The organism is Streptacidiphilus fuscans (genome assembly GCF_015690355.1).
In the GTDB taxonomy this organism is placed as follows: domain Bacteria; phylum Actinomycetota; class Actinomycetes; order Streptomycetales; family Streptomycetaceae; genus Streptacidiphilus; species Streptacidiphilus fuscans.
Window position 1 is genome coordinate 502,199 of record NZ_JADPRT010000005.1, and the last position, 14,137, is coordinate 516,335.

Genomic DNA, 14,137 nt, shown 5'->3' on the forward strand with positions numbered 1-14,137 from the left:
GCGGCCGGCTCACCGGCCAAGGTCCCAGGGGGGAGACCAGGGTGATACGGATACGTCTGTCCGCGGACGACCTCGAACGGCTACGGGTGGCCGACGCGCCCGACTTCGGCCACGAACTCGCGCTGGGGGGCGCCCATCTGGCCGACCGGACCGCCGACCGGAGGCTCGCGGCATGGCGACTGGACGTGGCACGGGGCTGGAACCCCGACCACAGCAGGCTGTTCGACCTCTACACGCGCCTGTACATCCCCGCGTTCTTCGGCCCGGTCGCCCAGGCGGCACGATCGGGGATCGATCCCGAGTCGCCAGCGACGACCGCCCACCTGCGGGACCTGGCCCGTTCCGGCGCCCTGACTCCCTTCACCCGGGCGCTCGCTGACGGACACGCAGGCGCGGTGCGGGCGCTCAACGGCATCCTCGCCGACGTCAGCGCCAAGGCGCTGGACCCCTACCGGCGCAGGATCACCTCGGCCGTGGCCACCGCGTCGGCGACGGCGAGCGTCCGCGCCGCGGTCGGCGGCACCGACGCCATGCTCAACTCCCTGCACCCGTCGATCCGCTGGGACGACGGAGAGCTACGCCTCAACACCGTCCTCGAAGCCGAGGAGTCCCTCGACGGGCGTCCCCTCATCTTCCAGCCCACCACCCTGGCGACGCGCATCATGTTCGACCCGCTGGCCGAGTCGGTCACCGTCATCTACCCCGCCACCGCTGGCCCCGTGACGCGCGATCCCGAGCTCGACTCCCCACCCGCCGCCCTGGTGTCGCTCCTCGGCGCGACCAGGGCGGCGGCCCTGCTCGCCGTGGGCAGGGGCCCGGCCCTGAACACCCGGCGGCCCGCCCCGGCGCGCGGGGGGTCCGCCCGCGGCGCCTCCCGGCACGCGACCGTCCTGCGCGAGTCCGGCCTGATCGCCACCGTCCGCAACGGCCAGACGGTGCACCACACGCCGACCCGGCTCGGCACCGAGCTGGTCCACGGAGCAGCCGTCCGCAGCCGACCCGACACCGCGCCGAAGACGGCCGGCGCCCCCGGACCGCATCCGGGGGCGCCGGCCTCAGCCGTCCCTCAACCGGCTTGACTCCCCGCCGGGATGGCCGCGTCGACAGCGGCCGGGGTCCGCTGTGCGCGGCGGTCCAGGCCGGCGGCGGTGACCCGGCCGAGGATGCCGAGCGCGAGCAGGACGGCCACCGTGCCGAGCGTGAACGCCTCGAAGACGGTCCGCGAGACACCCCAGGTGCCCGCGAAGTCGTAGTCGACGCCCAGCGCCTTCTCCAGCACGCCCGGGAACAGGGCGATCCACGAGCCGAGCACGATCCAGAGGTAGACCAGGCCGAGGCTGATCCGGAAACCCCAGGTACCGAACGGAACCCGGTACGGCCGCTGCACGTCGGGGTGGTTCCGGCGCAGGGCGCCGAGCGCCGGGATGACGGCGAGGTAGGAGAGCAGCAGCGTGGTGACGGCCACGGTGAGCACGACCTTGAAGTCGGCCGCGGCCGTGCCCTGGACCAGCAGGGTCGCGGCGAGCATGAAGACGGTCGCGGTGACGCCGGAGACGAGGTTCATCCGCACGGGAGTGCCGAGGCGCGGATGGAACGCGCCGAGCCCCCGGCTGAAGAAGCCGCCGTCGGCGGCGGCCATCGCCTGCATCCGGTCGCTGACGATCATCCACGCGCTGCCCTGCGTCATCAGCACGAAGACGAACAGGACGGCGACCGCCGTCAGCAGGGCGTGCCCGGCGCTGCCGTAGCTGCCGAAGACCAGGGACGCCGCGTCGAGGAAGCCGGCAACGCCGGTGATCTGCTTGGCGGGCACCACGGCGAGGATCGCGAAGACGGGCAGCAGGTAGCAGCAGGCGGCGACGGCTCCGGAGACGCCGATGGAGATCGGGACGTCGCGCCTGGGGTTGCGCATCTCCTCACCGGCGGCGTTCGGGGCCTCGAAGCCGACGTAGGCGAAGAGCAGGATGGGTACCAGCGCGAGGAACCCGCCGGTCGTCGGCGCGGTCCCTGACAGGCCGTCGAACCCGTGCTGGACGCCGTAGACCAGCGCGGTCACGGTGACGGTCAGCATCACGCCGACCTTGGCGATCGCGCCGACGGTGGTGATCCACTTGCCGCGCCTGAGCGAGACCACGGCGGTCAGGATGGAGATCCAGATGAAGACCAGCTTGAACGTGTAGTCGGCCACGGTGCCGGTGCCGAGGTGGGTGACGTGGCCGTCCCAGGCCGCGGCGGCGGCGAAGACCAGCGAACCGCCCAGCCAGACCGGGTTGGTGACCCAGTAGAAGAGCGTGGTCAGCGCGGCGGCGGTGCGGCCGTAGGCGAGTTTGACCCACACGTAGGGGCCGCCCTCCTGCGGGAACGCCGCGCCGGTCTCGGCGAAGAGCAGGGCGTAGGGGACCAGGAAGAACAGGCCGAGCAGGGCGGTCCAGGTGACGGCCTCGCCGCCGCCGGTGGCGATCTGCCCGATCACGTCGGCGGAGATCACAGCGGCGACGCCGAGGGCCATGATGTCGAAACGGCCGAGGCTGCGGTGCAGGTTCGGCACGGAGTCGGATCTGTCGTCCGGTGTGGGGACGGCCCGTACGGGAGAGGGGGACACGGGACTCCTCGGAAGGTGGGGAGAGGGAGATGGTCCTTGCGTGCGGGAGTGAAGCCGGGCCGTTCCGCCGGAACGGTGGGGGTGGTGGAACGGCCCGGACAGGACGGATTGACGCTGTGTCAGCCGCGCAGTTCGCCGTTGGGCTGGACGCGCTCCAGGACCTGGCGCATGGCGGCGACGGTCTCCTTGGCCTCGCCCTCGGTCATGATCAGCGCCGGGGAGAGCACCAGGGAGTGGGCGCAGTCGCGGACGATGACGCCGGTCTCGCGGCGGATCACGTCCGGCAGCAGCGGCTGGAGCATCGGCAGCGGCTCGCGCGTGGCACGGTCGGCGACCAGCTCGACGGCGAGCATCATCCCGACCGAGCGGATCTCGCCGACGATCGGCAGGTCGCCCAACTGGGCGTCCAGCTCCCGGTGCAGGAAGCCGCCGATCTCGACGGCGCGGTCCAGCAGGCCCTCGCGCTCGATGATGTCCAGGTTCTCGAGCGCGACCGCGGCGGCCACCGGGTGGCCGTTGTAGGTGTAGCCCATCGGGAAGCCGTGGTCGGCCAGCAGCTGCTCCGCGACATGGTCGCCGACCAGCAGCGCGCCGAGCGGGATGTAGCCGGAGGTGATCCCCTTGGCGGTGACGATGATGTCGGGGCGGACGTCGAAGTGCTGTGCGGCGAACCACTTTCCGACGCGGCCGTAGGCGGTGACCACCTCGTCCAGGATCAGCAGGATGCCGTGACGGTCCAGCACCTCGCGCACCCGCGGCCAGTAGTCAGCCGGCGGCACCAGCATGCCGCCGACGCCCATGATCGGCTCGCCGATCATCGCGGCGATGTTGCCGGGGCCGATCTCGGCGATCCGCTGCTCGAGCTCGGCGATCAGGAAGTCGGTGACGTCTGTGAGTGTCGCAGTCTGCCCCTGGAAGAGCTCGCTGCGGTACGGCCACGGCGGGGTCAGGTGCGAGACGTGCGGCATCATCGGGGCGAAGCCCTCGTGGTAGACCGGGAAGCCGGTCGCCGAGCCGCCGCCGTACCCGATGCCGTGGTAGGCCTTGTCGCGCGCCAGGATCCAGGTGCGGGAGGACTCGCCGCGGCGGTGGTGGTAGTAGCGGGCCATCTTGATGGCGGCCTCGTTGCCCTCCGAGCCTCCGGAGGTGAAGTAGACGTGGTTCAGGCCCTCGGGCGCGATCGAGGTGAGCTTGGTGGCCAGCTCGATCGCCGGGTCGTTGGAGAACTCCCAGAAGCTGGTGAAGTACTCCAGCTTGGCCATCTGCTCGTAGGCGGCGCGGGCCACCTCCTCGCGGCCGTGGCCGATCTGGGCGAGCCAGAGTCCGCCGGTCGCGTCGAGGTAGGAGCGGCCGTCCACGTCGGTGAGGCGGCAGCCGGAACCCTCGGTCATCACGACGCGCTCGGTGACCGAGCCGGGCAGGTAGGGGTGGATGATCCGGGCCCGGTCGGCGTCGCGCAGCTGGTCGGGGCTCATCGGGGTGCGGCTCATGGCGGTGCTGCCTTTCTTGCTTGTCTTGCCGGCTCGGAGACTGAAGCGCTGGGCGGTGCTCAGCCGAAGGAGATCCAGGTCGTCTTCAGGCCCGTGTACTTGTCGAAGGAGTGGAGCGAGAGGTCGCGTCCGAAGCCGGACTGCTTGAAGCCGCCGAACGGCGTCACCGGGCCCAGCGCGTCGACCGTGTTGACCGAGACGGTCCCGGCGTGGAGCGCGTCGGCGACGCGGTGGGCGCGGGCGAGGTCGGTGGTCCACAGCGACGCGGCCAGGCCGTAGTCGGAGTCGTTGGCGATCCGCACCGCCTCGGCCTCGTCCCGGAACGGAAGGACCGTCAGCACCGGGCCGAACAGCTCCTCACGGGCGAGCGGCGCGTCGGCCGGGAGGCCGGTGACGATCGTGGGGTCGACGAACGCGCCGATCCGTTCCGGACGGGTGCCGCCGTGGACGACCCGGCCGCCCTGGGCGCGGGCCGCGTCGACGGCGGCGACCAGGCGCTGGGCCTGAGCCTCGTCGACCACCGGACCGAGACGCGTGGCCGGGTCGAGCGGGTCGCCGGGCCGGTAGCCGGCGGCGTGCTCGGCGACGCGGGCGGTGAACTCCTCGGCGATGTCGGCGTGGACCAGCAGCCGGGTGTTGGCGGAGCAGACCTGGCCGGCGTTGAAGCAGAACCCGAAGGCCGCGCGCTCGGCGGCGGCGTCGAGGTCCGCGTCGGGGAAGACGAGGTTGGGGCTCTTGCCGCCCGCCTCCAGCCAGACCTGCTTGCCGTTGGACTGCGCGGCGTAGGAGAGGAAGAGCCGGCCGACGGCAGTGGAGCCGGTGAACGCCAGCACGTCCACGTCCAGGTGCAGGCCGAGCGCGCGTCCGGCGGTCTCGCCGAGGCCGGGCACGACGTTGAGCACTCCCTCCGGGATGCCCGCCTCGACCGCGAGCCGGGCCAGCAGCAGCACGGACTGCGGCGACTGCTCGGCGGGCTTGAGGACGACGCTGTTGCCCGCGGCGAGCGCCGGGGCCAGCTTCCAGGAGGCCAGGTCCAGCGGGAAGTTCCACGGCACCACCGCGCCGACGACGCCGAGCGGGACGCGGCGCACCAGCGCCAGGTTGCCGGGCGCTGTGGGGGCGACCTCGTCGTAGAGCTTGTCGGCGGCCTCGGCGTGCCAGGCGAAGCAGCCTGCCGCGCCGGGGACGTCGACCGCGAGCGCCTCGGCGACGGGCTTGCCCATGTCGAGCGAGTCGTACAGGGCCAGTTCGGGGCCGTGCTGCTCGATCAGTTCGGCGAGCCGCAGCAGCCGCTTCTTGCGCGCCTCGGGCGCCAGGCCGGACCAGCGGCCGTCGGCGAAGGCGGCACGGGCCGAGCGGACGGCGGCGTCGACGTCCGCGGCGTCGCAGGCGGCGATCTCGGCGAGCGCCTTGCCCGTCGCCGGGTCGACGTCGGTGAACGTCGCGCCGGAGACCGCGTCGCGGTGGTCGCCGTCGACGAAGGCGCGGGTCTGCGGGGTGAGCGCGGCGGCCCGGGCCTGCCAGTCGGAGCGGGAATCGGACTGGGAAGGAGTGGAGTCACTCATGGGAGGGGGTCCTCAGGTGTGCTCGCCAGTTCTTTGATGCGAGATTCAAACAATGGGTGAAGCCCGCGTCAATGACTGGAGCGGATAAACGTTGAAATATTTGATGCGAGTGTCAGAGAATGCTTGGCATGGCGCGACCGAAGAACCAGGAAGCCCGCCGCGGCGCACTGATCGACGCCGCCGGACGGGCCATCGCGGACCGAGGCATGGCCGGACTGCGGATCAAGGACATCGCCGCCGAGGCAGGCGTCTCGGCGGGGTCGGTCCTCTACTACTATCCGGAGCTCGACGACCTCGTCCTCGCCGTCCACCAGGACGCCGTGGAGACCTATCTGACGCAGCGTCAGCAGGACGCCGACGCGCCGGAAGGCCCGGTCGCGCGGATGCGCGCCGCGCTGGCCTCCGGGCTGCCGGAGGGGCCCGACGACCCGGTGCACCGGCTCCTCTTCGAGCTGCACGGCGTCGCCGACCGCAGCGCCGCGCACGCGGCGCTGATGGCGTCGCTCTTCGCCCGCGAGGTGGCCCTCTACTCGACGTTGCTGCAGGTGGGCGCGGCCGCGGGCGACTTCGTGCTCGTCGCCGCAAAGGTGTCCGACCTGGCCCGCAACCTCGTCGCGATGGAGGACGGCTACGGGCTCCACATCGTCGCCCGCAACCCGGCGGTCGACCGCGCCACGGCGCTGACGCTGCTGACCGCCTACGCCCGCGCGATCACGGGGTGTCCCGAGCTGTAGCGTCACCGGCCGCGTTCGCCGCCGCCAGGTTCCCCACCGCCAGGTCGGCCGCCGTCAGCGCGAGCGCCTGCGCGCCCACCAGCAGGGCCGCGTCGGCGGCCGGGGTCGCGCAGGCGGCGGCGAACTCGCGCTGGTGGTTGACGGCAGGGAGCGAGTCGATGCCGATGTACGGGTGCAGCGCGCGGACGACGCGGGAAACGTTGCCCATGTCGGTCGAGGCCCGGTTCATCCGCGCCGCCGGATCGCCCGGCGCGGCGAACCGGCGGCCGAGCGACTCCGCGTTGCGGCGGTAGAGCGCCGCCAGCTCCGCGTCATTGCGGAACTCCGAGTAGGGCGGCGACTCCGGCTCGATCTCCAGCGCGCAGCCGGAGGCCAGCGCACCGGCCCGGAAGCACGCCTCCACCCGGCCCTGGACCTTCTCCAGCTCCTCCAGGCTTCCCGCGCGGACGTACCAACGGCCTTCCGTCCGCTCCGGGATGGCGTTGGGCGCCTCTCCCCCACGGGTCACCAGCCCGTGCACCCGTGTGGTCTGCGGCAGTTGCTGGCGCAGCAGCCCGATGCCGACCTGGGCGACGGTGAACGCGTCGGCGGCGTTGCGTCCCTGCTCCGGATAGGCGGCGGCGTGCGCGGCCCGTCCGGTGTACCGGACGTTCAGGTGGGCCACGGCGAAGGGTTCGGCCTCGGCGACGTCGACCGGGCCCGGGTGGACCATCATCGCCACATCGACGCCCTCGAACGCGCCGCGCTCCAGCATCAGGATCTTGCCGCCGCCGCCCTCCTCGGCGGGCGTGCCCAGGACGGTGACGGTCAGTCCGAGGTCGTCCGCGACCTTGGCCAGCCCGGCCGCCGCGCCCACCGCCGAGGCGGCGATGATGTTGTGCCCACAGGCGTGCCCGAGACCGGGCAGCGCGTCGTACTCGGCGCAGAGCGCGACATGCAGCGGTCCGCTGCCGACGGTGGCGGCGAAGGCGGTCGGCAGCTCGCAGACGCCGGGGGTCACGGCGTAGCCGAGGTCGTCCAGGAGCGAGGCGGTCCAGCGGGCCGCCTTCTCCTCCTCCCAGGCCGTCTCCGGGCTGGCGTGCAGGCGGTGGGAGAGGGCGGTCAACTCCCGCTCCAGCGCGGCGACCCCAGCGCCGACGGCCGCCCTCAGGGCATCGCGGCCTGTCATCACAGGTCCCCGGGGACGCCGTAGCTGGGCGCCAGCTCGGGTGCGAGCGCCCGCTGGACATAGGCGTCCTGCTGCGGCTCCCACAGCCGCCACAGCGCGCCGAGTTCGGCGACCGGGTCGCCCTCGGTCCAGTCGACGCGCAGGTCGACCACCGGCCAGGGCACGGTGTCGGCGACCAGCAGCCCGGCCGAGTGCACCGGCCCCTCCTCGCCCCCCGCCGCGAGACCGGCCGCCAGCCCGTCCAACAGGCGCTGCGCGAGCGGGAGTTCGGGCCGCGCGGCGAAGGCGTCGACCATGGCCCGGGTGACGCCGCCTGCGGCGAGCATGTTGCCCGCCGCCACGCAGTCCGCGCCGATGACCTGCGCGCGGTTCCCGAGCGCGTGCTCGCCGGTGAAGGCGGCGGCGTTGCCGTCGATGCCGACGGCCGTCAACTGGCGCCAGGCGACCAGGCTTTCGGTCTCCGCGGTGTGCCGGACGGCCTCCTCGGCGCTGGAACCGGCCGCGATCAGGTCGAGCAGCCACGGGCCGAGCCGCGGATCGGTGACGTTCTGCGTGCACACCGCCCCGACACCCGCGCGTACATGGGCGCAGCGGGAGGCGACGGCCGGGCTGGAGGAGGTGATCGCCACCCCGACCTGTCCGGTGCGGGCGCAGCGCGCCGCGAGCGAGAAGGTCACAGCAGCTCACCCCGCTCGGCGGCCTTGGCGTGCCGGATCCCGGCGGCCTCGGCCCGGCGCGAGGCCGGGATGACGGCGGTGGCGTCGATCTCCACCAGCCACTCGGGCCGGGCCAGGGCGGAGACCACCAGGCCGGTCGAGACGTAGTGCACGCCCTTGAGCCAGCGGCCCATCACCGTGTAGACCGGCTCGCGGAAGCGGATGTCCGTCAGGTAGACGGTGATCTTCGTGATCTCGTCCAGCGCACTGCCGGACTCCTCCAGCAGCATGGCGATGTTGGCCATCGCCCGCTCCGCCTGCGCCTCGACGTCGCCGATGCCGACGCTCTCGCGGGTGTCCAGGTCCTGGCCGATCTGACCGCGCAGGTAGACCGTGCCCTCGGCGACGACTGCCTGGGCCAGGTCGTTGGCGAGGTTCTGCTCGGGGTAGGTGGCGGCCGTGTTGAAGCGCCGCAGCCGGTGATGGACCATCAGTGACCGCTCCCGGGGCTTGCTGTCTGGGGTGGGGCGCGACCGGAGGAGGCCGCAGCACCACTATGGAAGCGGCACTTCCTTTGGTAAAGCAGATCTTTTAGGGTTGGGTCATCTTCAATTCAGATGAACAGGGGCGCGCCGATGGCAGCAGACACGCCGGACACGGTCCGGTTCACGCTGACGCAGTTGCGCTACTTCGTCGTGGCGGCCGAGGCGGGCAGCATGACGGCCGCCGCCGAGCGGCTGCTGATCGCGCAGTCCGCCGTCTCCACCGCCGTCTCGAACCTGGAGCACGAGCTCGGCGTGCAGCTGTTCATCCGCCGCAAGGGCAAGGGCCTGGTGGCCACCGCCGCCGGTGAACGCCTGCTGCTGCAGGCACGGGAGCTGCTCACCCACGCGTCCGACGTGGCCGCCGAGGCGCGCGGCGGCGAGGGCGGGCTGAGCGGGGTGGTGCGGCTGGGCTGCTTCGTCACCCTCTCCCCCTTCGTCCTCCCCGGCCTGCTGGCCGCGGCGGCGGAGCGCCATCCCCACCTCCGCGTGGACGTCCTCGAAGGCGAGGCCGACGAGCTGGACCGGGCCCTGCGCACCGGGCGGATCGACTTCGCGATCACCTACGACCTCGGCCTGGGCGTCGGCATCGCCCGCGAGACCGTCGCCTCGCTCCCCGCCCACGCGCTGGTCGCCGCCGACCACCCGCTGGCCGGGCGCGGCAGCATCGACCTGGCGGAGCTGGCCCACGAGCCGTTCGTCCTGCTCGACCTGCCGCACAGCCGCGACTACTTCTGGTCGCTGGTCACCGCCACCGGCGTCACCCCGGCGATCCGCCACCGCTCCCACAACTACGAGGCGGTCCGCTCCCTGGTCGCCCTGGGCCACGGCTTCTCCGTCCTGCACCAGCGCCCCGCGACCGAGGCCACCTACAGCGGCGCCCGGGTGTCCGCCCTCGCCCTGACCAACGCGCACCCGCCCCTCGACCTGGTCCTCGCCCGGATGGACGGCGTCCGCCAGACCGCCCGCGCGACGGCCGTGATGGACCTCGCCCACGAGCTCCTCGCCCCGGCCTGACGGTTCGCCAGAGACGAGTGCAGAAAAGAGAGATGCGCGGCTGCCAGGCAGTCGCGCATCTCTCAGCAGCGTCGGGAGTATCCGGCGGTCTCAGGCGGCGATCAGCGCGGCCAGCTCCTTGGCCTTGTCCGCAGCCTCGGCGAGCGCCTGCTCGCGCGACGCCTCGGCCAGCGGGATCAGCTCGGACATGGCCGGGTTGACCTTGGCCAGCGTCAGCTCCGGGGTGATCACGTGGACGTCCAGCTGCATCAGCGCGCCGAGCACGCCCTGAAGGAAGGGCGTGACGTAGTCCAGGCCCTCACGCGGGGTGCCGGCACCGTAGGCGCCGCCACGGGAGGCGACCACGACGACCTTCTTGCCCACCACCGTGGAGTTCTCGCCCGCGGTGCGGCCCATGATGATCACCTGGTCCAGCCAGGCCTTCAGCGTGGACGGGATGCTCAGGTTGTACATCGGGGCGCCGATCAGGACCACGTCGGCGGCCTCCAGCTCGGCGGCCAGCTCGTTGCGCAGGGCCATCGCCTCACGCTGGGCGTCGTCGTGGGTGGACGGGTCGGCGAAGCCAGCCGCGATGCCGACCGCGTCCAGGTGCGGCAGCGGCTGGGCGGCGAGGTCGCGGTAGACGACCGTGCCCTCCGGGTGCTGGGCGAGCCAGTTCTCCCGGAAGGCCTGGGTCACCTCGCGCGAGGTGGAGCCGCCGGCCGGCAGAGCAGCGGAGTCGATGTGAAGCAGGGTGGCCATGGCCGTTCTCCTCGTTCGAAGGCAGGGGAAGTCATGCAAAGTAAGTGAGTGACAAACCCCTAGGGGCTTGTCTTCTCGCACCAGCTTACTTTTTCTCAGCGACTTGGCAAGCGGCGGTACGCTGGACCCATGGCGGAGACAGCAGCGGCGGCACCGGCCGCACAGGGGGAAGAGATGTGCCTCGGCTCGGATGCCGCGGTCGAGCGCGTCTTCAAGCTGTTGGGCAAGCGGTGGACCGGGTTGGTGATCGCGTCGCTCATGTCCGGCCCCGTCCACTTCTCGGATCTGCGCCGCACAGTCCCCGGCATCAGCGAGCGCATGCTCTCCGACCGGCTCACCGAGCTCCAGACGGCCGCGCTGGTCGTCCGCGAGGTGCACGAGGGCCCGCCGCTCCGTGTCGCCTACCACCTCACCGACGCCGGCCGCGCGCTGCGCCCCGCGATGGAGGAGCTGCGCCGCTGGGCCGAGAGCCACCTCCCCGCCGACGGGGGCCCCTGCGTCGGTGGATGCGACTAGACCTCTAGGCTTCCTGGGCTCAGAACACAGCGGTGGCTCAGAACACGGCCGTCGCGTGCATCTCCCAGACGAGAATCTCGGACGGCTCGACCGCGACCACGCGCTGACCGCCGGCGGCGGTGAAGCGGGCCGCGTCGCTGCGGGCAAGGACGCCCGCGCCCTCGATGGAGACCGCGCCGGACGCGACGAAGAGGTGCAGGAACGGCGCCTCGGGCAGCGTGACCTGCTGCCCCGGACGCAACCGCGCCGCGTGCAGGGCGGCGTGGCGGTTGCGGATCCGGATCGCCGTGGCGTCACGGTGCCGGTCCATGCCCGAGGCCACCGTGACCAGTGAGCCGCTCAGGAGTTCGTCGTCGATCTCCAGTTGCTCATAGCCCGGCGTGACGCCGGCCTCGTCGGGCAGCACCCACATCTGGACGAAGTGCACCAGGGTGGTGGGGAGTTCGCCGGTGAGTCGGTAGGTGTCGTTCTTCTCCGAGTGCAGGATCCCGGTGCCCGCGCTCATCCGCTGGGCCAGTCCGGGGTAGATCACGCCGGAGTGACCGCTGGAGTCCTGGTGGACGAGCGACCCCTGGAGCACCCAGGTGACGATCTCCATGTCCTGGTGCGGGTGCGTCTCGAAGCCTGTGCCGGGCTGCACCAGGTCCTCGTTGTTCACCAGCAGCAGGCCGTGGTGCAGGTTGGCCGGGTCCGGCCGACCGGTGCCGAAGGAGAAGGAATGCTTGGAGTCGAGCCAGGACAGCCGGCTCGACTGCCGTCCGTCGGCGCGTCGCACGTCGATCGCTGGTGTCAGTAGTCCGGGCATGGATGCCTCGCCTTGCTAGATATTTCAACCTTCAACTTCAGGCTACGTCTCCATGACATGAATGTTCAAGTGAAAGTGCGCGGATCCAGTGGCTGCGGATTACCCATATCGTCCGCAAGATGCGGCTGATACGCTGCCAGGGTGAGTATTCAGGACGAGGTGCCGACCCGGTCGGACAAGCGGGCGGGCGAGCAGGCGCACGAGCAGGCGGCCCCCTGGCTCACCTCCGGCGAGCTGGACTCCTGGATGGCGGTCGTCCGGCTGATGACCCGCCTCCCCTGGGCGATCGACACCCAGCTGCAGCGCGACGCCGACCTGAGCATGGTCGAGTACATGGCGCTCGCCATGCTCTCCGAGGCCCCCGAGTGGACGCTGCGCATGAGCGCGCTCGCCGAGCACACCAGCACCTCGCTGTCGCGCCTCTCGCACATGGTCAAGCGGCTGGAGAGCCGCGGCTACGTCCGCCGCGAGCCGGATCCGGCCGACGGGCGGTTCACCAACGCGATCCTGCTGCCCGACGGCATGGCCAAGCTCAAGTCCGCCGCCCCCGCGCACGTCGCCTACGTCCGCCACCTCGTCGTCGACAACCTCTCCGGCGAGCGCCTGCGCCGCCTCGGCCAGGACGCCGAGCGGATCCTGCAGCGCATCGACTCGCCCGCACGGTGAGCTGAGGCCCGGCCTCGCCTGGGCTCGACAGGGCCATCCGGGGAATATCCACCCGTTTCGTCACCCTATGACTTGAGCCTTCAAGTTGCCAGGACTAGTGTTTCTCTTGAAGGCTCAAGTCACCCAAGGAGGTCATCATGACCACCGCAACGCCGAAGCCGGGACGCTACGCCATCGACGCGCCCCGATCGGAGATCACCTTCACCACCAAGCACCTGTTCGGACTGGGCACGGTCCGTGGCAGCTTCCGGCTGCGCGGCGGCACGGTGTCCCTCGCCGAGCCGCTGACCGGCACCCGCGTGGACGCCGTCGCCGACGCGACCAGCTTCGACACCGGCAACAAGAACCGCGACCGCCAGGTCCACTCGAAGGCGCTGCTGGACACCGAGGTCTACCCCGACATCGTCTTCGCCTCGACCGGGGCCGAGCTGGACGGGTCCGGCGTCTGGGCCCTGCAGGGCCACCTGACCGCCCACGGCGTCCGCGCGCCCGTCACCTTCACGGCGACCAAGGCCGAGGTCGACGGCGAGGAGATCACCGTCGAGGCGACCGCCACCGTCGACCGCTACGCCCACGGCGTCACCAAGCTCAAGGGCATGGCCGGACGCCGCCTCGTGCTGGTCGCCGCCGTGCGCGCCCGCCGCTCCGACGAGGACGCCGCCCAGGCGTGACAGCGGGCAGAGGCCCTCAAACGGCTGGCGGACGTCAGGCGAACGCGGTCGCCAGCAGCGCGGCGGTCTCGGCGAGCAGCGGCTCGTCGGTCGGTGCGGTGGCGTCGTGCTTGGTCGAGAGGACCGCCATGACGATCGGGCGTCGGGCGGGCGGCCAGACGACGGCGACGTCGTTGGTGGTCCCGTAGCTGCCGCTGCCGGTCTTGTCCTCGACGGTCCAGCCGGTGGGCAGTCCCGCCCGAAGGCGCTTGCCGCCGGTCGTGTTGGCCAGCAGCCAGTCGGTCAGCCGCTCGCGGTCCGGCCGGTCGAGGGCGTCGCCGAGGGTGAGCCGGGCGAAGGTCCGCCCGAGGGCGCGCGGGCTGGAGGTGTCGGTCACCCGGCCCGGCTCCGCCGAGTTGAGCTCGGGCTCCCAGCGGTCGAGCCGGGTGATCTCGTCACCGATGGAGCGGCAGAAGCGGGTGATCGCAGTCGGCCCGCCGAGCAGGCGCAGCAGCAGGTTCGCCGCCGTATTGTCGCTGTAGTCGAGGGCGGCGGCACACAACTGACCGACCGTCATGCCGCCGGCCAGGTTCTGCGGCAGCCCGGTCACGGGCGCGTAGCCGGAGCGCGTGACGTCCGCCTGCGTGTAGTGGATCCGCCTGGCGAGGAACGTGCCGTCGCGGTCGAGGTCCCGCAGCACGGCGGCGACCTCGATCGCCTTATAGGTCGAGCACAGGGGGAACAGCTCGTCGGCCCGGTGGAGCACCGCCCGGCCGGTGTGCAGGTCGCGGGCGAAGACGCCGAGCCGCGCGGAGTGCTCCCGTTCGAGCGCGCGGAACCGCCCGGCGAGCCCCGGATCGACGACGGGGGCCGCGTCCTGGGCCACGGCCGTGCCCGCTCCGGGAAGGGCCACAGTGAGCGCCGTCAGGGCGGCACCGGCCAGAACGCCACGGCGGCTCGGACGCAGCTCCATGAGTCTCTTCCT

At 72.0% G+C, this 14,137-nt stretch carries 15 protein-coding genes; 6 read left to right on the forward strand and 9 right to left on the reverse strand.

Translation table 11 applies throughout. The features are described 5' to 3' along the window. The first annotated feature begins 41 nt into the window (after positions 1-41). Positions 42-1,079: a hypothetical protein gene (locus I2501_RS15545; protein ID WP_196194571.1), complete on the forward strand. Its 1,038-nt coding sequence runs from the start codon at positions 42-44 to the stop codon at positions 1,077-1,079. Here I2501_RS15545 and I2501_RS15550 read toward each other — a convergent pair. From I2501_RS15550 to I2501_RS15560, 3 genes are all read right to left on the reverse strand, one after another. Continuing rightward, on the reverse strand, positions 1,067-2,602 hold the full coding sequence (locus tag I2501_RS15550; RefSeq protein WP_328806383.1) for an APC family permease: 1,536 nt from the start codon (positions 2,600-2,602) through the stop codon (positions 1,067-1,069). The genes I2501_RS15545 and I2501_RS15550 overlap by 13 nt on opposite strands. A gap of 119 nt (positions 2,603-2,721) precedes the next feature. Further along, positions 2,722-4,092, reverse strand: coding sequence for an aminotransferase family protein (locus tag I2501_RS15555; RefSeq protein WP_215909633.1), 1,371 nt, complete (start codon positions 4,090-4,092; stop codon positions 2,722-2,724). A gap of 59 nt (positions 4,093-4,151) precedes the next feature. After that, positions 4,152-5,657 (reverse strand): aldehyde dehydrogenase, encoded by a 1,506-nt coding sequence (locus I2501_RS15560; protein ID WP_196194572.1) that lies wholly within the window; start codon positions 5,655-5,657, stop codon positions 4,152-4,154. A 128-nt stretch (positions 5,658-5,785) separates the two neighbouring features. Here I2501_RS15560 and I2501_RS15565 point away from each other — a divergent pair, with 128 nt between their 5' ends. Further along, complete coding sequence (locus I2501_RS15565) at positions 5,786-6,391, forward strand: TetR/AcrR family transcriptional regulator (protein WP_196194573.1); 606 nt, start codon at positions 5,786-5,788, stop codon at positions 6,389-6,391. Here I2501_RS15565 and I2501_RS15570 read toward each other — a convergent pair. The 3 genes from I2501_RS15570 to I2501_RS15580 are packed head-to-tail and all read right to left on the reverse strand — an operon-like array spanning position 6,369 to position 8,706. Continuing rightward, entirely contained in the window at positions 6,369-7,559 is a 1,191-nt protein-coding gene (locus tag I2501_RS15570; RefSeq protein WP_196194574.1) for a M20 family metallopeptidase, read from the reverse strand. The genes I2501_RS15565 and I2501_RS15570 overlap by 23 nt on opposite strands. Beyond that, positions 7,559-8,236 (reverse strand): DUF1028 domain-containing protein, encoded by a 678-nt coding sequence (locus I2501_RS15575; RefSeq protein ID WP_196194575.1) that lies wholly within the window; start codon positions 8,234-8,236, stop codon positions 7,559-7,561. Before I2501_RS15575 ends, I2501_RS15570 begins: the two co-directional genes overlap by 1 nt. After that, complete coding sequence (locus tag I2501_RS15580; protein ID WP_196194576.1) at positions 8,233-8,706, reverse strand: RidA family protein; 474 nt, start codon at positions 8,704-8,706, stop codon at positions 8,233-8,235. Before I2501_RS15580 ends, I2501_RS15575 begins: the two co-directional genes overlap by 4 nt. A gap of 144 nt (positions 8,707-8,850) precedes the next feature. On the opposite strand from I2501_RS15580, the gene I2501_RS15585 reads away from it, so the two are divergent. Then, on the forward strand, positions 8,851-9,774 hold the full coding sequence (locus I2501_RS15585; RefSeq protein ID WP_196194577.1) for a LysR family transcriptional regulator: 924 nt from the start codon (positions 8,851-8,853) through the stop codon (positions 9,772-9,774). Between the two features lie 90 nt (positions 9,775-9,864). On the opposite strand, the gene I2501_RS15590 is transcribed toward I2501_RS15585, so the two are convergent. Then, entirely contained in the window at positions 9,865-10,515 is a 651-nt protein-coding gene (locus I2501_RS15590; protein WP_196194578.1) for an FMN-dependent NADH-azoreductase, read from the reverse strand. Between the two features lie 174 nt (positions 10,516-10,689). Here I2501_RS15590 and I2501_RS15595 point away from each other — a divergent pair, with 174 nt between their 5' ends. Further along, the gene (locus tag I2501_RS15595) at positions 10,690-11,031 is read left to right on the forward strand and encodes a winged helix-turn-helix transcriptional regulator (protein WP_196194672.1); all 342 of its coding nucleotides are present in this window, start codon (positions 10,690-10,692) and stop codon (positions 11,029-11,031) included. A 37-nt stretch (positions 11,032-11,068) separates the two neighbouring features. Here I2501_RS15595 and I2501_RS15600 read toward each other — a convergent pair whose 3' ends face one another. Beyond that, positions 11,069-11,836: a pirin family protein gene (locus I2501_RS15600; RefSeq protein WP_196194579.1), complete on the reverse strand. Its 768-nt coding sequence runs from the start codon at positions 11,834-11,836 to the stop codon at positions 11,069-11,071. Positions 11,837-11,977: 141 nt separating this feature from the next. Here I2501_RS15600 and I2501_RS15605 point away from each other — a divergent pair, with 141 nt between their 5' ends. Together I2501_RS15605 and I2501_RS15610 are read left to right on the forward strand one after the other, a co-directional pair. Continuing rightward, positions 11,978-12,502, forward strand: coding sequence for a MarR family winged helix-turn-helix transcriptional regulator (locus I2501_RS15605; protein WP_328806384.1), 525 nt, complete (start codon positions 11,978-11,980; stop codon positions 12,500-12,502). 137 nt (positions 12,503-12,639) lie between these two features. Further along, positions 12,640-13,173, forward strand: a complete 534-nt coding sequence (locus I2501_RS15610; RefSeq protein ID WP_196194580.1) for a YceI family protein — start codon at positions 12,640-12,642, stop codon at positions 13,171-13,173. Between the two features lie 34 nt (positions 13,174-13,207). Here I2501_RS15610 and bla read toward each other — a convergent pair whose 3' ends face one another. Next, a complete protein-coding gene (gene bla, locus I2501_RS15615; RefSeq protein ID WP_196194581.1) occupies positions 13,208-14,125 on the reverse strand; it encodes a class A beta-lactamase in 918 nt (305 codons plus the stop codon). Between the last annotated feature and the right edge of the window lie 12 nt (positions 14,126-14,137).